The 20,226-nt window shown below is 37.7% G+C and carries 20 protein-coding genes, 1 tRNA gene and 1 other annotated feature; of the genes, 2 read left to right on the forward strand and 19 right to left on the reverse strand.

Annotated elements, in window-relative coordinates; all coding sequences use genetic code 11:
* Nucleotides 1-5: 5 nt before the first annotated feature.
* From IGL70_RS09370 to rplU, 8 genes are all read right to left on the reverse strand, one after another.
* Nucleotides 6-920, reverse strand: a complete 915-nt coding sequence (locus IGL70_RS09370; protein ID WP_002286670.1) for a PTS system mannose/fructose/sorbose family transporter subunit IID — start codon at nucleotides 918-920, stop codon at nucleotides 6-8.
* A gap of 20 nt (nucleotides 921-940) precedes the next feature.
* Nucleotides 941-1,744 (reverse strand): PTS mannose/fructose/sorbose transporter subunit IIC, encoded by an 804-nt coding sequence (locus tag IGL70_RS09375; RefSeq protein ID WP_002294546.1) that lies wholly within the window; start codon nucleotides 1,742-1,744, stop codon nucleotides 941-943.
* Between the two features lie 32 nt (nucleotides 1,745-1,776).
* Nucleotides 1,777-2,766 (reverse strand): mannose/fructose/sorbose PTS transporter subunit IIB, encoded by a 990-nt coding sequence (locus tag IGL70_RS09380; RefSeq protein ID WP_002289456.1) that lies wholly within the window; start codon nucleotides 2,764-2,766, stop codon nucleotides 1,777-1,779.
* Between the two features lie 102 nt (nucleotides 2,767-2,868).
* The gene (locus tag IGL70_RS09385; RefSeq protein ID WP_002289455.1) at nucleotides 2,869-3,360 is read right to left on the reverse strand and encodes a mannose/fructose/sorbose PTS transporter subunit IIB; all 492 of its coding nucleotides are present in this window, start codon (nucleotides 3,358-3,360) and stop codon (nucleotides 2,869-2,871) included.
* A gap of 190 nt (nucleotides 3,361-3,550) precedes the next feature.
* The gene (locus IGL70_RS09390) at nucleotides 3,551-6,358 is read right to left on the reverse strand and encodes a sigma 54-interacting transcriptional regulator (protein ID WP_181042709.1); all 2,808 of its coding nucleotides are present in this window, start codon (nucleotides 6,356-6,358) and stop codon (nucleotides 3,551-3,553) included.
* 433 nt (nucleotides 6,359-6,791) lie between these two features.
* Nucleotides 6,792-7,085, reverse strand: a complete 294-nt coding sequence (gene rpmA / locus IGL70_RS09395; RefSeq protein ID WP_002289452.1) for a 50S ribosomal protein L27 — start codon at nucleotides 7,083-7,085, stop codon at nucleotides 6,792-6,794.
* Nucleotides 7,086-7,097: 12 nt separating this feature from the next.
* Nucleotides 7,098-7,442, reverse strand: a complete 345-nt coding sequence (locus tag IGL70_RS09400; RefSeq protein ID WP_002289451.1) for a ribosomal-processing cysteine protease Prp — start codon at nucleotides 7,440-7,442, stop codon at nucleotides 7,098-7,100.
* A 26-nt stretch (nucleotides 7,443-7,468) separates the two neighbouring features.
* Nucleotides 7,469-7,777, reverse strand: a complete 309-nt coding sequence (gene rplU, locus IGL70_RS09405; protein WP_002289450.1) for a 50S ribosomal protein L21 — start codon at nucleotides 7,775-7,777, stop codon at nucleotides 7,469-7,471.
* A 19-nt stretch (nucleotides 7,778-7,796) separates the two neighbouring features.
* Nucleotides 7,797-7,873, reverse strand: a sequence feature (ribosomal protein L21 leader region).
* Nucleotides 7,874-8,058: 185 nt separating this feature from the next.
* Here rplU and IGL70_RS09410 point away from each other — a divergent pair.
* Nucleotides 8,059-8,700, forward strand: a complete 642-nt coding sequence (locus tag IGL70_RS09410; RefSeq protein WP_002289449.1) for a uracil-DNA glycosylase — start codon at nucleotides 8,059-8,061, stop codon at nucleotides 8,698-8,700.
* 61 nt (nucleotides 8,701-8,761) lie between these two features.
* Here the strand turns inward: IGL70_RS09410 and IGL70_RS09415 are convergent, their stop codons facing one another.
* From IGL70_RS09415 to IGL70_RS09435, 5 genes are all read right to left on the reverse strand, one after another.
* Nucleotides 8,762-10,393, reverse strand: a complete 1,632-nt coding sequence (locus IGL70_RS09415; RefSeq protein WP_104873651.1) for a SulP family inorganic anion transporter — start codon at nucleotides 10,391-10,393, stop codon at nucleotides 8,762-8,764.
* Between the two features lie 122 nt (nucleotides 10,394-10,515).
* Nucleotides 10,516-10,875: a DUF1304 domain-containing protein gene (locus tag IGL70_RS09420; protein ID WP_002323271.1), complete on the reverse strand. Its 360-nt coding sequence runs from the start codon at nucleotides 10,873-10,875 to the stop codon at nucleotides 10,516-10,518.
* 158 nt (nucleotides 10,876-11,033) lie between these two features.
* Nucleotides 11,034-11,107 (reverse strand) — tRNA-Arg (locus tag IGL70_RS09425).
* A gap of 308 nt (nucleotides 11,108-11,415) precedes the next feature.
* Nucleotides 11,416-12,099, reverse strand: coding sequence for an O-methyltransferase (locus IGL70_RS09430; RefSeq protein WP_002288107.1), 684 nt, complete (start codon nucleotides 12,097-12,099; stop codon nucleotides 11,416-11,418).
* A gap of 127 nt (nucleotides 12,100-12,226) precedes the next feature.
* A complete protein-coding gene (locus IGL70_RS09435) occupies nucleotides 12,227-12,745 on the reverse strand; it encodes a signal peptidase I (protein WP_002299609.1) in 519 nt (172 codons plus the stop codon).
* Between the two features lie 211 nt (nucleotides 12,746-12,956).
* On the opposite strand from IGL70_RS09435, the gene IGL70_RS09440 reads away from it, so the two are divergent.
* Nucleotides 12,957-14,801, forward strand: a complete 1,845-nt coding sequence (locus IGL70_RS09440) for a hypothetical protein (protein WP_104873652.1) — start codon at nucleotides 12,957-12,959, stop codon at nucleotides 14,799-14,801.
* 44 nt (nucleotides 14,802-14,845) lie between these two features.
* Here IGL70_RS09440 and IGL70_RS09445 read toward each other — a convergent pair whose 3' ends face one another.
* The 6 genes from IGL70_RS09445 to dltC all read right to left on the reverse strand — a co-directional run bounded on the left by IGL70_RS09445 (nucleotide 14,846) and on the right by dltC (nucleotide 20,198).
* Nucleotides 14,846-15,850, reverse strand: a complete 1,005-nt coding sequence (locus IGL70_RS09445) for a lipoate--protein ligase (RefSeq protein ID WP_104873653.1) — start codon at nucleotides 15,848-15,850, stop codon at nucleotides 14,846-14,848.
* A gap of 10 nt (nucleotides 15,851-15,860) precedes the next feature.
* The gene (locus IGL70_RS09450) at nucleotides 15,861-16,598 is read right to left on the reverse strand and encodes an MBL fold metallo-hydrolase (RefSeq protein WP_104873654.1); all 738 of its coding nucleotides are present in this window, start codon (nucleotides 16,596-16,598) and stop codon (nucleotides 15,861-15,863) included.
* 69 nt (nucleotides 16,599-16,667) lie between these two features.
* A complete protein-coding gene (locus tag IGL70_RS09455) occupies nucleotides 16,668-17,471 on the reverse strand; it encodes a DUF975 family protein (protein ID WP_002288098.1) in 804 nt (267 codons plus the stop codon).
* A complete protein-coding gene (locus IGL70_RS09460) occupies nucleotides 17,471-18,553 on the reverse strand; it encodes a M42 family metallopeptidase (RefSeq protein ID WP_002288096.1) in 1,083 nt (360 codons plus the stop codon). The genes IGL70_RS09455 and IGL70_RS09460 overlap by 1 nt, the downstream gene beginning before the upstream one ends.
* A gap of 140 nt (nucleotides 18,554-18,693) precedes the next feature.
* Complete coding sequence (gene dltD / locus IGL70_RS09465) at nucleotides 18,694-19,962, reverse strand: D-alanyl-lipoteichoic acid biosynthesis protein DltD (protein WP_002288094.1); 1,269 nt, start codon at nucleotides 19,960-19,962, stop codon at nucleotides 18,694-18,696.
* A 2-nt stretch (nucleotides 19,963-19,964) separates the two neighbouring features.
* Entirely contained in the window at nucleotides 19,965-20,198 is a 234-nt protein-coding gene (dltC, locus tag IGL70_RS09470; RefSeq protein ID WP_002288092.1) for a D-alanine--poly(phosphoribitol) ligase subunit DltC, read from the reverse strand.
* Nucleotides 20,199-20,226: the final 28 nt, after the last annotated feature.

Here is a 20,226-nt window from a genome sequence, read left to right on the forward strand (position 1 = left end):
ATGGATTATAAAAGTCCGATGACGTGTCCAACAACACCGACTACGAATAAACCAAGGATGATAACGATTGGAGAAACCTTTTTCTTAAGCAACCACATACATAACAATGTTAATCCTAATGCAGCTAAACCAGGAATCAATTGGTCTAAGTTGTCTTGTAATGTTGTTACCTTTTCAGGAGAAAGGGCTAAGCCATTATTAACTTGTTCAAATGCACTCTTGATTCCTTCACCACCTGAAGGCAATTTATCCCATTCGATGTAAGCACCTTTATCTAATTTTACAGTTGATACAACTGGTAAGAATTTGATTGATACCCATCTTTGTACAAGGGCAGCTAATACGAACATCCCTAAAATTGAAGCACCTTTTGTTACGTCTTGTAACAATCCGCCAGAAAGGTCATCAGTAATTTTAGAACCAGCTTTGTAGCCAAATTCTTGTGTATACCACATGAATGCCCAACGAATAATGTTCCAACCTAAGAAGAAGATGATTGGTCCAAGGATATTTCCTCCCATAGCTAATGAAGCACCTAGTGCACCTAGCATTGGACGTACTGTAAACCAGAACACTGGGTCACCAACACCAGCTAAAGGACCCATCATACCTACTTTAACCCCTTGAATCGCTACATCATCAACAGGCGCGCCATTCGCACGTTCTTCTTCCAGAGCCAATGTAACCCCTAAAATTGGAGAAGCAATGTATGGGTGTGTATTAAAGAATTCCAAGTGACGTTTTAATGCTGCAGAACGTTCTTCTTTTGTTTTGTATAATTTTTTGATTGCTGGAATCATAGAAAATGCCCAGCCACCGTTTTGCATACGTTCGTAGTTCCATGAACCTTGAATGAAGGTAGAGCGCCACGCAACAGCTAAACGATCTTTTTTTGATAATTTGATTTTTTCTTCTGCCATTTTATTTTCCTCCTTCAAGATTAATAGTCATTCAAAATGTCGCCTAAAGGGTCACCAGAGTTGCTTCCGCCTCCATTATTTGATGAACCACCCATTTTAGAAAGGTTCAAGTAAATAAGAGCTAATGCAACACCTAAAGCACCTAGAGCAATCAATGTTAATTGAGAAATTGCAGCTACAACGAAACCAATAACGAAGAATGGCCATACTTCTTTTGTAGCCATCATGTTGATTACCAAAGCGTAACCTACAGCTACGACCATTCCCCCACCGATAGCCATACCATCTGTTAACCATGCTGGCATTGATTCAAGGAATGATTGCACAGTTTGTGCTGGGATAAATAGCAACGCTGCTGCTGGGACCGCGATACGAACCCCTTGTAAACATACAGCAATGATGTGCCACATTTCAACCTTACGGATGTTTCCTTCTTCAGCAGCCGCATCCATCAAATGAACGATTGGAACAGCGATTGTACGTACGATCATTGTTAAGAACAACCCTGCAACAGCCAAAGGAACGGCAATCGCGATCGCAGAAGGAACACCTTTAACACCTTGTCCACCTAAAACTAAAATAATTGCTGATGCTACTGATGCTAATGCAGCATCTGGTGCTACAGCGGCACCGATATTTGCCCAACCTAAAGCGATCATCTGAAGCGTACCGCCAAGTACGATACCAGCTTCGAGGTTACCGGTAACTAAACCGATCAATGTACATGCCACTAGTGGTTGATGAAATTGAAATTCATCAAGAATACCTTCCATACCAGCTAGAAAGGCAACTAATACGACTAAAATTATTGAAATAATAGACATGATAAGCCTCCTATAAATTTTAATATTATTTATTACGCTTTTGCTAATTCAGCTTTTGCTTTTTTCAAAATATCATCCATGTTATCGCGTGAATCATTAGGTACTTTACGTACATCGAATTTCACACCTTTTTGTTCAAGCTTCTCAAACGCTTCAACGTCTTCTTGTCCCATAGACAATACTTTACTTACAACGACTTTACCAACCGAATGCGCCATTGACCCAACATTTAATTCTTTGATGTCTACGCCACCTTCAACAGCTGTCAATACGTCTTCAGGATTTTCAAATAAAAGCAATGCTTTGGTATTTCCAAAACGAGGGTCTTTTGCTACTTCGATCATTTTGCTAATAGGAATAACATTTGCTTTTACACCTGGAGGAGCAGCTTGTTCGATTAGTCTCTTACGCAGATCATCCTTTGATACTGCATCTGAAACAACGATAATACGGTTTGGTTGCACTGCTTTTGTCCAAGCTGTCGCAACTTGTCCATGTAACAGACGTGAGTCAACACGTGCTAATACATATTTGATTTTTCCGTCTCCGACCACAGTTCCTTCTGGAAGTGCTCCTTTAGGTTGTGCGTCTTCAACTGCTGCTTTCGGTGCTTCTGCCGGTTCTAATTCTTCCGGTTTTACTTTTACACCGTCTTTTGCTGTTTCAATGATGTGTGCTGCAATTTCATGAGCAGATTCCATTGAAAAGCGTGATGCGTAGGCTTCAATCAACATTGGTAAATTCAAACCGCTGACGATTGCCCATTTATCTTTGTGCTCTTCGAATAATGTGTTTGATTGATTGAACGGTGTTCCGCCCCATAAATCAACTAAGAATAACACTTCGTCTTGATTATCAAAAGAAGCAACCGCTTCTTCCAATTTGGCTCTCAAGTCATCTGGACCTTCACTTGGTTTCAAAATCACGGCTTTGACGTTTTCTTGTTCGCCAAAGATCATTGAACCGGATTGTAAGATTCCTTCAGCAAATTGTCCATGACTTGCTAGGATAATCCCTACCATATTTATACCTCCTATTTACTTTTGTTGTAACAAATTCAAAAATATTAATAATTGCTAACCATTACAACAGAATTATTTGACCTTTTCCAACAACCATTCTTGCTACACCTTTTTGATTTTCGCTAGTAGTTCCATCAAAAGGATTTTCCTGTCAGCAGGTACTTTTCGAATCTCTAACTCCACTTCTTGACTGTTCAAGTAACGAAAGGAATCAATATCTTGTTGATTTACTGAAACAAAATTGGTAATCATTGATTTGCCTTCAGTAAAACTCATACCGCCGATATTCAACGACTTCAACTGTACACCGCAGCGGACAACCGCTTCAACATCTTGGGGATTGGTGAATAAAAGCATCACTTTTGCTCGTGATAATAATCCACTATGATAGATTTGAATCATTTTCTGCACGGTTATTACATTTGCTGTGATCCCCGGCGGTGCAGCTTCTTTTAGTAGAAACTTTCTCAATTTATCTTGAGCGACTACATCGCTGATCACAATGATACGTTCAACACCTGTTTGCTTCGACCAAACTGTTGCGACTTGCCCGTGGATTAAACGATCATCTATACGTGCCAATCGAATATCCATCTGCAAAACTCCTTCTTCCTCACTACTTCACAGAAACCCCTATCATTTCTGTGTGAACAACCACCTCCTAGCACACACTACTATAAGCAAAAAGCGTGCCAACTTTTTTACGATACACTAATTGAATTTAAAGGATTCTTAACCAATACACAAAAACGATACACTATAAAAGTGTATCGTTTTTGTGTATTCATGACACAGTGTATTCTTTTTTATCTAACTGATTATGGACTAGACGTAGCAGATAATACATTTCTTCTATCGGCACTTTTACTTTTATCTGATCTTCCAACAGAACAACTGAGGCTGCCAATTGGCTATAAAGAGGATCATTCGTTGTATTTGTCAATTCGTTTTCTTCCACAGTCAATGGTTCATTCCGAATAATACGTTCGATCATTCCTGCTGTGTGCATCACTAGGTTGATTTTGAATCCATATTCTTCATCGCCGATTCCCGTCGTCTGAGAGATTTGTGTAGAAAATTGCCACATTGGATCGATTAACTTACTACCATTAATAAAGATGAAGTTATCAGAGATAAACTCAACACACGTATTTTTAGCTGACTCTTCATCTAGGGAGATGAATTCAGTTTCCTCCAATTCTGATTCCATCAGCAACTGATCCAAAATGACTTCGATATTTTGATCAATAAAACGTTCTAAAGGAATAAATGGGGCTTGGATATTCAAATCAGTAATCCCAGTAGTAGCTATGATCTGATATTCTTTTTGGATAACTGGCAGTTCTTCTTTCACTTCCACAATCGACAAAGCTAGAACTTCTAATTCTGTTTCTTGACGCTTGTTTACCGCTCGTTCAATCAATTCTTTGATTCTTTGTGCTGTACCTTCGCCAGATGCGCAGATAGCCAAAACAGCTTTTTTCTTATGAATAGGTTTTGCTTCCTGAACAGATTCTACAGAAGATATTTCTGCGTAACCTCGAAAATTTTTCAATGATTCATGCAACATATCTAGATCTGTCCCTAATACTGAGACCTTTCGTACAGTTTCCAAAACTAGAGAAGTTGTTACCATATCAACAGTACGTACTGGAATTCCAGTGTCTCTTTGAATTTGCGAATTAAACGACGCAAGGGACCCCATATCTACTAAGAGTATGACCCCGCTTCCTTCATCTACTTCTTGTACATTGCGTTCAATTCGGTCCAATGCTGTTTTCGGATCCATATCCAAAGGCATGTCTACTGCTCGTACGTTCTCTGCATCTAACAACTGTTGGACAACTTGGACCATACTGCTTGCTGTGCTGTTTCCGTGAGCTGCAACGACTACACCGATTCTGCCGCTTGCTTGATTTGCCCGTAACGAGACGAGTAGAACGGTCAAGTAATAGTCTTCACTTTCTGGAATCTCCACTTGAAAATACGTTTCGATATAACTACGCACTTCTTTCGCAACAGCATATTCATCTGGAAAATCAAAAGCCATCTCACGGATGTTATCATTCGTATGCCGTTCTTCTCCTAAGTTGATTTTTTTCAAAAAAGAACTGATATGCAAGCTCATAGCATAAATAAAGTTTTGCTGAAACTCATATGGTAAAGATCTTTTGACCATTACATAAATCTGATTGGTCACTTCTATGATTTTCGGATCTACAAATTCTGCTAATTTGCTGTCTGCATTAAAAGAAAAACCATGGTCTTTATAGAAAGACTTCAGATGGATGTTGATATCTGTAGAAATGAAATGATTGATTGCTTCTTGATCCAAACCATCCGACTTCAGTAAAGCTGCTTTATCTCCGATGATATCATATAGATTATAAGGTAACTCATAGGAGTCCGATTGGATTTTCATGATCGTATCATTTGGTGCTACAGTTATCTTTGGCTCCAATATTTTAGAAAGCTCTGCCATTGCACTGCGGTTGCTTGCTAATTGAATCAATCCGCTACGAATCCCTTCTGTCAAATCATCGATTGTGATCGAGATTTCGGGTGATTGCATATGATTTAGAAATCCTCGTGCACATACTAACTGGATATTTGACTTCAATTGTCCTATATTTCCATAGGTCACACTGCCGATCAATGCTTTTGCTACATCTTCTGTCAAAGAAATCTTTCGCTGCGTGCGGTTTGCTTCGTGGGCAATCATGATTTTTACTAAATCGACTTTCTCATTTGCAGGACGTTTTTCAAAAGCCGGAAGTTTGATATTGATTGGGATACGCCGAACAAAAGTTTCTAATAGAGAAGAACCTGGGTCTTCTGTGGTCGCACCTACGATCCGTACATTTGCTTCATGGGATTTCGTTGTTTCCCCAAGACGACTGTAAGTTCCATGATCCATAAAGTAAAAGATCATTTCTTGACCTTCAGGCGGCAACCGGTGAATCTCATCCAAAAACAGCATACCGCCATCCGCTTGATCGATAATCCCCATTTTTTCTTCATCTGCGCCTGTAAAAGCACCTTTTGCGTACCCAAATAAATGACTCATCAAAAGCTCAGGGTTATTGGCATAATCAGCACAATTGAAAACAATCAGTTCCGTTTCCTCATCTATTACATGATGCGCTTTTGCAAAATGATACATCGCGTGTGCAAAATAAGTCTTTCCTGATCCGGTAGGTCCTGTAATCAAACAATTTAATCCTCTTGGCGGATACAAAATCGCAGCTTTTGCCTGTTCCACTGAATTTTTCATGCTGCCGTTAGCTCCAATGATTTTTGCAAAGATATCCTTAGTATCTATTTGGAGTGTATTTTTTTCTTCAGAGACCGGCGTTTCTTTGTAACTGACTACATGTTTTGTAACTGGCTTTACGTGCGTAACGAGTGTTTGATATATGTAACGTACTGGTCGTCCGTCTGTCTTTATCAGTTTTCCTTCGCGCACTAGCTGATTCAGATCTTTACTGCTATTTGTTCGCTGAATCCCTAACACTTCAGCAATTTCCTGTGTTGTTACTCCTTGATCATATTCTGCCTTTGTTAAATGAGCGGTTTTTTCTTTGACATACATATAAATTCGGTCAATGCGTTTTGCCAATGGTATCGCTCCTTTTCTATAGACTGTTGTACTTAGGCTTCAAAACATAATACTATGTATTTATTTCTGTTTCGTCAACTATTTACCTGATTTTGTTTTGTTGATAACACGCGGATAGATAGAAATGTTCAATTTAAAAGAACGAAAAATCCCGATACGATTTTTATAATGGAAACAAGAAAAAGAACACTGTTTACCATATAATTATTTCACTGATAGCAAACAATATAGCTTCCATCAATTGAAAACGATAGTTATCAAAACATCCTGATTCCAAATTGGCAAAAAAATATTAAGTGTAAAAAGACAAAGTAAACTTCGTAGCCTCCACTACAACTTTTATTTTTATAAACAAAAAAGGCTGTGACAAAAGTCTTGTCACAACCTCTTTAATCATAAGATTCAATTAAGCTTCTTGAGCTACTGGATAAACAGACACTTGTTTTTTGTTACGGCCTTTACGTTCGAAACGTACTACGCCATCAACTTTTGCAAATAAAGTGTCGTCTCCACCGATACCCACGTTTACACCTGGATAGATTTTTGTACCGCGTTGACGGTAAAGAATTGATCCACCTGTAACTGTTTGTCCATCAGCACGTTTAGCACCTAGACGTTTTGATTCTGAGTCACGGCCGTTAGATGTAGAACCGCCACCTTTTTTGTGGGCAAATAATTGTAGATTCATAGATAACAACATGGTCTGCACCTCCTATTTATCATTAATTGTTTTAATTTGGATATATTCTGAGTTTTCAGCTTCTATCGATTGTAATCCTAATAAAAGATTTTCTAATAGAATCTCAGCAATATTGTTTTGTTCTTGTGTCATTCCTGAAGTGACTTCGGTATAAAGATAACCGCCTTCTTCTTCATTCATTTCAACAATCGGCTCAAAACCGGCTAATGAGGCAATCCCGTTGACAGTGCTGATCGCTAACGCAGAAACACCCGCACAAACGATATCACTTCCATAAGGACCAGCATCAGCATGCCCGGTCAAAGTGAATGAAACGATCTGACCTGCGTCATTTCGCTTAAATGTTCCTTTGATCATATATAGGCCTTCTTTCTCAAACGCTATTAAGCGTTGATCGCGTCGATAACCACTTTTGTATATGGTTGACGATGACCTTGTTTACGGTGTGAATGTTTTTTAGGTTTGTATTTGAAAGTAACGACTTTCTTTTGTTTGCCGTGTTTTTCAACAGTACCTTCAACAGTTGCACCTGCAACAGTTGGAGCGCCTACTTTTGTAGATTCGCCGCCTACTAAGATAACTTCGTCAAAAACAACTTTTTCTCCTGCTTCAACGTCAAGTTTTTCAACATAGATTGCTTGTCCCACTTCAACTTTTACTTGTTTACCACCAGTTTTAATAATTGCGTACATGCTATAAAGCACCTCCTTCTGATATACTTAGACTCGCCATCCGAAGTGACAGCATATGCTGTGCTTATTACTTGTTCTGAGCGGTTGTAGCTGTGGAGTCCACAATTACAACAGTACTAGCTTACCAGAACAGCAACCGTTAGTCAACTAAATTTAAAATCAAAAAGTAAAACAAAAATTCAAGCAATACTTCTGCTTTTCTATCCTCACAGTTCTACCAAATAAAATAGTCGCATTGTGTTTCTTTTATTCTTATAATAAAAGAAAAAGGAGGAGCATAAATGGAATACCCAAAAGAACTGATACAAGAAGCTTCTTTAAGAATGAACGGCCGTCCTGTAGAAGGATTTATCGCTGGGCAAGGACCTCTTCATCCTAAACTGATGCTCGTGGGAGAAGCCCCAGGGAAAACAGAGATTGATACGCATGTTCCTTTTAGCGGTCAAGCTGGAAAAGAATTGATGCAGGCACTTTCTTCAACTGGCTTAACACGAGAAGAGGTGTATATCACCAGTGCTGTAAGGAGCCGCCCGTATCGCGTGACTCATCGGATCAATAAACGGACACAACAGTCAGAAACTGTTTATCCAAATCGGACACCTACTCGTTCCGAAGTATTTGCGCATGCACCAATATTGGATTACGAACTGATGAAGGTCCAGCCAAAATTAATTGCGACACTTGGAAACATTGGTCTTCAACGTTTACTTGGCAAAGAATATACGGTTACCAAAAATCATGGTCAACTCTATACAGGGCCTGTCTTACAATTAACAGAACAAAAGGATGCCTACGAATGGTCAGAAAAAAACTATCGAATTCTTCCACTTTTTCATCCAGCAGCTATTTTCTACAATCGCTCCCTTGTACCTGTTATCCATCAAGACTGGCAAGTACTAGCTTCACTTTTACAGCAATATTAAAAAGAACAGACAAGACCATAAAATCTTCAGTTTACAGTCTTGTCTGTTCTTTTTCATTGTTTTAATGGCTAATTGCAGTATATTTCGCATGTAAAGCTGTCAACGCATGAGCAACTGTTTGATGTTGATGCGTGAATGTATGTTCCCACAAGTGAGAAAGTTGTTTTTCTACTTCTGGCTGCAAGGAAGTATAGATAATCGTTTGTCCTCTTTGCTCTGCTTTTTCTTGAAATTCATCAAAAACTGCACGTGCCGTCAAATCAATACTTGGTACGCCTCGCATGGAGAAAATGACACCATCGTGATGATTTAGTTCTTCCAATTTATTTTTGAGTTTTTCTGAAGACATAAAAAACAGTGGACCACTAATATACACTACTGTCCAGTTATTCAGCTTTTCCGTTTCTGGCAGCCCCATTCTTTGCCAATCGATCGTTTCTAATGAAATCGTGATAGCAGCGCTTTTGACAACAAAAAATACACAGCCGCCGATCACCCCGATCACGATAGCAATACTTAAATCAAAGATAACTGTACAAATCATCGTAAGGATAAACAATAGAACTGCTGACCAATATTTATTAGTAAATAGCTCCTTGATCGTTTCCCATTCATTCATACGCCAAGCCGTCACAATCAAAACACCTGCAAGTGCTGGCATTGGAATCTGTGACATCACTGGCGCAAAAACAAGCATGGAGAGCAGTAAGACAACTGCATGTATCATACCAGCTAATCTAGTTTGTGCACCAGATTTGATGGCCACGCTTGTACGGGCGATGGCCGCAGTAGCAGGAATCCCGCCAAAGAAAGGAAGCAACAGATTTCCAATTCCTTGCGCCATTAATTCTTGATTGCTATCTAAGGGCTTATTTGCCATTCGGCCAGCCGAAGCACCACATAGCAAGCTTTCAATCATTCCTAATAAAGCAATGCTAATAGCTGGAACTGCCACTTGTTGCAAGGCAGAAAAGCTAAAATCTCCCATATTCAAACGATTACTACTGATCAATGTTTGTGGAATCTTACCCACAGTTGCTACTGGTAAATGGAACAATAGCATAACTGCTGTTGCCAAAATGATAGCCAGCAGCGAACTAGGCATTCGTTTCGCCCATTTTTTTGGATAGATAAACATCCCTAAAATGACTAGCCCTCCCATGATCAAAGAGGCTGTGTTTATCGGAAATCCTATCGTTTGATAACTACTTAGTTTTTCAATAACGTTTGTACCTTCCGAGTGAACACCAAATAAATTATCGATCTGACCTAATGCAATAATGATAGCAATACCTGAAGTAAACCCCGTAATTACGGGTGCTGGGATAAAAGAAGTCATTGTTCCTAATCGGAAAAGTCCTGCTGCAAGTAAAAATAGACCCGCTAAAAAAGTAGCAAGCAATACACCTTGCATTCCCTTTGTTGCCGCAATAGACATCAAGATAGCTGCCATCGCACCTGTCGGACCTGATATTTGATAAAAACCGCCTGATAAACCGCCAATAACGATACCGGCAATGATAGCCGTAATCAAACCTGCGGCCGCATCAGCTCCGCTTGATACCCCAAAAGCCAAGGCTAAAGGCAATGCTACAGCAGCTACTGTGATCCCAGCCAAAAGATCTTTCTGAAATCTTGAAAGATCATAACCTGAAAATTCTTTTTTTAGTGAGGAAACATAATTTTTGAACACCTATCTAACTCCTTTTTCATGAAATTTTCTAAAATACCATTCATTAGAATATCATATTTCATGAGATAAAGTAATATTTTTCACAAAGTTTCCTGTTAGATAAATTCTTATTTTTTCTATATTTATAAGAAAATAGAAAGCAATGCCAACAGAGCTAGCCCACCTTGTTTGAGTAAAATCCAACGATCGCTAGTCAAACTGCCATATAATGCAACAAAAAAAATAGATATTAATAGCATACTTGTGATTTCTTTAGATGCGGAAGAAAGATAAGCTCCATAAAGTAGTCCCACTCCTAATAGTCCATTGTACACTCCTTGGTTCTTAAACAATGTTTGAACAGATTTTCTGCTTAACTCTTCTTTACTCATTTTAAAAACCCTACTTGTCGTGTCAGAATCAGTTCTCACCGTTTCGATATACATGATATAAAAAAATTCAATTGCAACTAGAGTCACTAAAATTTTCGATAGTATCGTCATATCTTCTTCCTCTTTTCTGATGAATTTTATTTTTTTGCTCCTTATAATTGTACTCGATAAGGATGTTTTTTTATTTTATTTGCCTTTGAAAACAAACAATATTGGCACAAAAAACAAAGAAAAACCGTTAGAAACCTCAGTTTCTAACGGTTTTTTAGCGTCACAGGAGGGATTCGAACCCCCGACCGTCCGCTTAGAAGGCGGATGCTCTATCCAGCTGAGCTACTATGACAAGAATCAGCGGAACATCAATAATTATAGATAATTAAATTGCTTCTGTCAATACGAAATAGTTATTTAATTAGCAAATAATGAATTATTTTGGCCCAACTACTAAATCAATCTTTTAAAACGAGACATTCTCCTTCAGCTGTTCTAAGGTTATCAATGGAAAACAGGAGCTACATTGACTTCATGCTACTCCTGTTTATTTAGATTTCCTGTATCCTTTAATTGACTTACAAATATAGAAACTTTTACATCAAGTTCGAATTGAGCCCTCGATTCAATCGATTATCTACAGGCTGCCATAATCATGTATCACAACTCGATTGTTTCTGATTCCTTTGTCATTAAGATCACACCATCACCTAATGGCAAGATTGTCGATGTCAAATCGGGATGATCCATCACAACACGAAGAAATTCATTTAATTTACGATGGATAGCTCGTTTGCCACGGGGAATCTCTTCATCTGGGAGCAAGATCGTTCCTCCTTGGAAGATGTCATCTACCATCAAAACGCCACCTTTTCTTAACAAACGTAAGCATTCAGGTAAAAATTCAATATATTTTGATTTTGCACTATCCATAAAAATAAAGTCATACGGACCAGACAACTCCGGCAAGATATCTGCTGCTTGACCTTCAAGCAAAGTCACTTTATCTGTCAGTCCTAGACGTTCATAGTTTTTTTTAGCTTTCTCGATCATGACATCGAAACGATCAATTGTCGTAACATGAGCGTTTTCTCCGATTGTCGTGGCCATGACACTTGATGAAAAACCGATAGCTGCTCCGATCTCCAAGATTCGTTCAGGCTGAAGCTGTCCAAGTAAAAATTTCAAAAATACAACTGTTTCATGGGGAATAACTGGTACTTCTGCTACATGAGCTTCTTCTTCCAGTTTGCCTAGCTCACCCGGTAATTTTTTTTGCTGGGTACGCATAAAATCCAATAGTTCTTCTTTGACTACAGGACGATGCATCATTTCATTGCGCATACTACTCCTCCTCTTCACACATTATACGAACAACTGACTAAATCTACAAGCTGCATGAGTGTTTTCTCGTGTTTCATGTTCAGAAGAGTCGTTGGATCTCTGGAATACATTTATGTTTTTAACATTCTTACAAAAATTTCTGTGTTCGTCTCCGCTTCTTTTTCAACTCTACAAAGGTATTCCATGCTGTGATTCCTGTTAGGCAAAAAGCAATCGTAAAGAATAACCCCTGAATCCATGCAAATGCCGTTTTTGAAAGGACTAGTCCAATATATGGAATCTGAAAGATGGGACTACCGATAATATTTCTCTTTTTTACTACTCCAGGCTCAATATAAGTCTTTGTATCAGCTTTTGTATAAAAATCTTCGTGGTTGTTTTCAACGGCTATTACGCGACGCGTCGAGATTTTTTTTCCTGAATTTTCATAATATGTAATAATATCTCCGACTAAAATCTCATTTGTATTTTTCGGTCGTACATATATCAGATTTCCTTGTGCATAATATGGACTCATTTCTTTGTCCTCAATAATATAAGGAGTCAAACCAAAAATTCGGGGAACCAAGACGACGAGAAGAATAAGAATTAAAAATATAATCAACGTTATAGAACTTATAAAAGTTATTTTTTTGTAATCAGGCATCGTTTTCAACTTCTTTCTTTATTCAATCCTTCTTAATCATATAATAACGATAAATTTTTTTCAAATTATAGCTGTAAAAATGTTTCCCTTTAATAATTACATGTTTCTAATTCTATTTCCTCATCTTTATCTCATTTTTTATTATAAATAATTGACGTTAGTTTAAAAAACGTTTACCCTAACATTACAAGTTTTAGAAAGGAATACCTTTATGGCTTTTTTTAATAACATATATAATAAAAAAGAATCTTTTTATTTACGTATAAAGTGGAGCATAATCATTATATTATCATTGTTATTTTTAACAGGAATTGCTTATTTCTTTTATTTTATTTTTTCTCCTGCGGACAGCAATCAAATGAAAGAAATAAAAGATTCGTGGGTTTTCTATACAAAAGATGATCCTGATTTTAAGTTTGACAGCAAGTACACTCGTACGATTCCTACCGTGGATAAAGACGAAACATTCATTATGGAAACGACACTTGAAAAACCGTTGGACGAAGCAAATTTACTAATCAAAGGAAACCATCAATGGATTACTGTATATCTAGGCGAAAAGATTTTATACCAACGGAAAGATTATCAGGAAGAAAGCAATCCCGGACTCTCATTGGCTGTGATAGATTTACCAGCAAATTATATCGGAAAAAAATTGACTCTTACAGTCTCATCTCCTTATCAGAACTATGCTGGACTGCCACCGAAAGTTTATCTAGGAACAACTGGACCATTGATTAGTTTTATTTATTCACAATCAGTGCCGCAAGTATTGACGATGATAATCGCTGTTTTTATCGCTATAGGGACCTTTTTCTATACGATCTACTTGATGTATAAACAAAAACGTCTTGAATACTCACTTATTCTCTTAAGTTGCTTTGCTTTGGCATTAGGATTTGAAGCTGTATCAGAAGATATTTTAAGTGGTATTCTTTTTGAACCATTCGTTCATTCTTTTTTATCTCATTTATTTATTATCTTAACGTCAGCTTTCATCATCTGCTACTATTGGAGCCGAATGTTTTACTATAAAAAATGGTACGGAATTTTTTGTACGTTCCAACTTTTGATTTTTATCGGCGTTCTGCTTTATGCAACTTTTACTCCTGCAGAACTTCCTGAATTAATGCCGATTGCTAATATTGCTAGTGTTATAAGCACTTTAGTCACTTCACTTGCATGCATTGGCGAAGCATATAAGAATAACCGTTTTTATGTAGCTTGTACACCTTGGATCGTCTTGGTAGCCATTATCCATTGCTTGATTTACATCCAAACGGCATTAGGTATCTATCAAACAACGATCAATTGGTCTACGATTTTATATATTATCATTCTAATCGTTATTATCAGCTACAATCTAATCGATCACATCTTAAATACCGACAAAGATCGGAGACAAGTAGATTTCTTAAAAATCAAAAATGATTTGTTGGAGCAACATTATGAGCAGCTTCGACAGCATATCCAAGAAGTAAATACACTTCGCCTGGAATTTGTCCAAGAGATGGAGAATCTGCAAGATTTAATGCATACGGACCAAACAAAAGCTAAAAACTATGTGGAAAAGATATTAGAAGAAGCAAAAAATTTCGAAATGCTGTGTTCTTTTTGCAACCACCAGGTGACAAATCTTATCTTAGCGCGTTACCAGAAGTTAGCTGCCAAACGGAATATTCAGATAACCTTCCAAGCAGATCTTCCCGAAGAACTTCCTATCAACGATGACGATCTGGCTCAACTTTTGATCCACGCTTTAGAGCATTCCTTTAGAGAAACTCATGCCATCGAAAATCCACTGTATCGAAAAATTTATTTGTCGATACACGAACAAGAGGAACATTTCGTCATTTGTTGCGAACATAGTGCACATTACGATACAAATCTATTTAGTCGAGGCATCACAGAAGAATTAGATGATCAGGAACGTTTTGACTTAATGATGATGAAAGACGTAGCGGATCGTTACACAGGAACACTAACGCAGGAAAAAGATACTTTCATTGATCGGATCACTGTTCAACTCTCTCGAAATTACCCGAATCCTCTATAAAAAATAGCGGAATCCATATATGTGGATTCCGCTATTTTTTATTTTCAATAAAGTAAGGTAAGCAATTCTTCTGGTTCTATCGCACCAAAATATTTCTTCACATCAATTTGGCTGACTATTTTTGATAGAGATGCTTTATCATATTTCTGTCCAACCAATTTTTTTTCCACGTCAGTGATATCTCCTAGTCCGAAGAAATCGCCAAAGATTTTTGCTTCTTTGATCATTCCTTCTGAGACATTCAAATGGACTTCAATCGAACCGATAGAAAAACGTTTTTGGCGAGAGAAATTGAAATCTGGAGACTTCCCGTAATTCCAATCCCAATTTCGATAATATTCCTCAGAGATTCGATTGATTTTTTTCCAATCTTCATCAGTCAATTCGTACGTTTTTACTTCTTCTACTGACTCTACGCCGAAAATTTTCAACAAGATTTCTTGACGAAATTCTTCTGTTGTCATTTTTTGCTTTTCTTCTGGAAGAAATGGTTTGATATTCGTTACACGAGAACGGATCGATTTGATTCCTTTTGATTCGATTTTGTCTTTTTTTACTTTTAATGCATTGACTACTTCATTGATATCAGAGTCGAACATAATTGTTCCATGAGCAAACATCCGACCGTTGGTAGCATACATCGCGTTGCCAGAAAATTTCATGCCATCAATGACTAGATCATTTCGGCCTTTCAATTCCGCCCCAGCAACACCCAATTCATGAAGTGCTTGGATGATTGGCTGTGTTACTTTCGCAAAGTCACGGAATGAATCCCCATCATCAGGCATGATAAAACTAAAGTTCAGGTTTCCAAAATCATGGTAGACAGCTCCGCCTCCACTTAAGCGACGGACAACATGAATGCCATTTTCTTCCACATAATCTCGATTGATTTCTTCAAGCGTATTTTGGTTTCTGCCGATGATGATTGAAGGTTCATTGATATAAAAGAGCAAAATAGGTTCATCTAAAGGCATTTCTTGCAGCAAATATTGTTCAATTGCTAAATTGATTCTTGGGTCGTGGTTTTCATTTGGTACAAAAATCATGTTCTTCCTCCTAAATGTTAAACACTTTGTCAACTGCAGCAAGTTCTACATCAATTCCTTTGCCTGCTGCCTTTTGCGCTTCATTTTTCAATTGTTCTAAATCACCAAACTGAGGTAGATGTGTAAGTACAAGTTTCTTTACGTTAGCTGATTTCGCAAGTTCTCCAGCTTCTTTTGAAGTGAAATGGGCATGATGTTCATTTCCTTCAAAAAGATAGGTATCTGCTAGAAACAAATCAGCATCTTTCGCAAAATCAGCGAAACTTTCCAAATAACCTGAATCACCTGTAAATACGAATACTTTCCCCGTTGCTTCTTCTACGATACGCATGGCGTAACATACTACTGGATGGATTGTTTCCATAAAAGTAATCAGAAAAGGTCCAATTTTTAATTCTTCAGCTTCAAAATAAGGATGTCCTTTTGAGACATTTTCCATCGTCAATTCTTCAAAGTGAATGGAATCTTTTGTGTGTCCATAAATTGAAAGCAATGTCTCCGGATTTCTCTTAGGATGAAGTTGCCAGTAATACTGTAATACACCAAGGTCAGCAATATGATCATGATGATAATGGCTAAGGATCACAGCATCTAGATCAAGTGGATCAAGGTGTTCTTGTAATTTGATCAGCGTAGCACTACCTGCATCGATCAACAAATTGAACCCGTCAGATTGAAGCAAATAACCTGTTGTCCCTTGATTTTTATAAGGATACGCTCCTAAGCATCCTAAAACAGTTAATTTCATCGTACATTCCCCCTCAAAGATTTATCCTACCACAAAAGTTATTTTTTTGATGAATAAACTGCTTACATGCTAAGTAAAATAGGCGTCTGGACCTCCTTTTTCAATCCGTGCTTGTTCATAAAATTCTGCAACTGACACATTCACATAAACAATGACCCACAAAAGACCGATGAACAAAGCGATTGCTCCTAGCAAATACCAGCCGATAAAAGACAGCTGCAACAAAATATACGTACCAATTCTATCTTTCAATAAAAACCAGCCATATTTCAAACATTGAATAACCGACAAATCAGGATAGTCGAACTTTGTCCATGCAGCAAATTGGAATAAACCGCCAACAATACTCATGATGAGTGCTGAAACAAAAATCATCCCTATCATCGATAAAACAAAGCTGATATCAAGAAAATCTTCTGGCATGACACCCGTAGGTACCGCATTTGAACTGAAAAGCAGCTGCATATAAGTACTCACTCCGCTGATTAAAAACATGGGCAGAAAGATTAAACTGTTGAGTAGCCAGTTGATGACTGAATTGATCAAATTGATGCCAAGTATCGAACCAAAATACTTTCTTTGGAAAACTGAAAATAAAAGGTTACTTTTTGGTCTGCCACCCCGTACAACTACTAGCGCAATGTAAAACAATGCATAGTTGAATGCGAATAAAAGTAAATTATCGACTAGAAAACTCAATAAGTGCTGCTGCATGCTTTCTTCCGGAAAAGGACTGAAACCGTCAAAAAAGTTCTGGATGACGCTCGTAAATATTATAGATAAGAAAACAAGCCAAGTATTGATTCCCCATTGATTTTCCAAAGAAACTCGTGCTTTTTTCCGATATTCAGAAATAGGTATTCTATTATTCATTATTCATAACTCCGAATTTTTTCAACTGTTTCACTATCAAGCCGTTTCACTAATTCTGTGACTAGTTTCACTGTATTCAAATAATCATCTTCATGAATCACTGATGTATGGGAATGCAGATAACGAACAGGAACGGTAATGGCTACAGACGGAACACCATCTCTTGTCAAATGCATTTGTCCTGCATCAGTTCCTCCGCCAGAAATCACTGTATATTGGAATGGAATATCCATTTCCTCTGCTACATCAATAACAAAATTCAATAATTTTTTATGCGGGATCATAGATGCATCAAAAATCAAAATCTGTGGGCCTTTTCCTAAAATCGAATCTGCTTCTTTTGGTGTCATTCCTGGAGTGTCTCCTGCTGTACCAGTATCTAAAGCAAAAGCAATATCGGGATTTACAAGATGTGTACTTGTTCGAGCACCTCGCAAGCCTACTTCTTCTTGCACATCGCTTCCTGCGAATAAAACATTTGGGTGTGCTTCTTTAGATAGATTCTCTAATACTCGCAGAGAAACAGCTGTCCCAATACGATTATCCCATGCTTTTGCCAGTAAATATTTGCTGCCATTCATTCGTTTGTATTCAATATATGGAGTGACCATATCTCCAGGACGTATGCCCCACTCTTTGGCTTCTTCTTGGCTTGATGCGCCAATATCAATGAACATATCCTTTATTTCATAAGGTTTATTTCTTACTTGAGGTGTTAAAACATGTGGTGGTTTGGAACCAATCACACCGTGGACGATTTTCCCTTCACGTGTTTTGATTTCAACTTGCTGAGCAAGCATGACTTGCCCCCACCAACCTCCAAGAGTTTGGAATTCCAAGAATCCTTTTTCGGTTATTTTTGTTACCATAAAACCAACTTCGTCCATATGTCCAGAAATAAAGACCTTGGGGCCTCCGCCAGCACCATGTTTGGCAATCACACTGCCTAAACCGTCATAAAAAATATCATCAGCGAATGGTTTGGCATATTCTCTGAATACTTCTCTTACCTCTTCTTCATTTCCAGGTACTCCTTTTGCAGAAGTTAAATCAATAAGTAGCTGTTCTTCTTTTGTATCCAAATGTTTTCCCCCATTTCTATATTCATATTGTGATTATACCATTGCTTATGATTTTTGTTCAGGCAAACTTGGTATTTTTATCTTTTATTCAGAATATTCAAAAATAAAGAAAACAAGCGAGCAACACTCGCCTGTTTTCTTTATTTTAATTGTAGTTTATCTGGTATTTGATGTTGCCAAGATTTGCTAAAAAAAGCATCGTCAAGATGATACTTACTAGCAGTAATATGATTTTCTTCTAAAAACGGTCTGATCTGTTGATCTGCAGCCAACCAGCCTTTCCAGCCTAGATGGATCGTGTCTTCCATAAAATAGTTGGTACCCGCTTGATTGACAAAATCAGCTATTCGATTGAATCCTTGGCTATTTAATTGAAATTTGATCTTTTTGGCAAATCCTTGTAACATTTCTTGAGATAGTCCGGTATAATCGCTCCATTTCTCGTTAACCGGTGGGATGATGAACAATACTTCGTTATGGTTTTTTGCTAATTGATCCAAGACCAGCTGAAAATCAGAAAATTCTGGCGAAAAACGATAATCCCAATTTTTTTGTGACTGTTTGAGCTCTGGCTCGTGGGCTCGGATACGATGCGTATAAAAATCGTTTTTCAACCCGAATGGATTATTCGTCGTTTCTCGTTCTCCAATTTGATTTGCTAAAATGGATAATTCTGTTTCTTGGTATTGTTTTGGTAATCGTTTTGACTCATGATCGATTTTTTGCTGTCGATCTTTCAACCCAATATTGCTGAATACTTCATCCTCTCTCTTCAGCATGTTCCATTGGCTGCGCAGCTGATTCAAAGATTCAGGTAAAGGTAGCTTCCCTTTTTTGATCGTTTGCAGAATCGCCGTCAACGTATCATTCTCTTTTACTTTTGAGAAAGTTAATAATCTTCTAGCTAAATAGCGATCAGCAGGCGTTACTTTCTTCATTGAAAACAACCAGTCGTATGTTTGAAGTTCAGAATAATACGTATTAAAGTAATCAGTTTTTACACCATTTTTAACGAACCACTGAGGAGAAATAATAAAGACGACTTTCTTGTTTTTCATAGCATCTCCTGCAGAACGCATCATCATATATTGGCTTAACGATTGTGTCCCGGGTGCTCCCAGCAAAAATGGACGATAGTTTCGCTGGTATTTTTCTGCCAGAACAGACGGATGAAATGGACTGATTCTGCTTAATTCACTTGAGCCAAAAAAAGGAATATATTGTTTTTCAGATAATGCATAATTTTTTATCGCATCTCCTTTCAACACGTTTACTGACATGGAAGAAGAGGCACGTCTAATCGTTTCTGGATTAGAGATATCTACTTGATAGGAGGAGGTAAAAAACACAAACAGTAAGCCAACAGCTAAAACAACCGGGCCGAAAATAGCAAAAAGTTTCTTTTTCATACTCAACCCTTCAATGCAGTTGCTTGTTGAATGATTTTATTCGGTGTGCTCCAATCCTCTCGCTCGAATTCAGATACAGGGACTTGGATATCCAGCTCTCCGTCTAGCTCGACTAATAATTGAACAGATGCTAAAGAATCAAGCAACCCTTCATCAAATAGATCAATATCACGATTTTTTCTTACTTCATCTGTTCCTGTTATTTCTTCTAAGATTGATAAAATTTGTTCTTCCATTTTCCTTTTCTCCTTTGTTATATAAATT

The sequence above is a fragment of the Enterococcus sp. DIV0901a genome (genome assembly GCF_051711525.1).
Classification (GTDB): domain Bacteria; phylum Bacillota; class Bacilli; order Lactobacillales; family Enterococcaceae; genus Enterococcus_B; species Enterococcus_B faecium.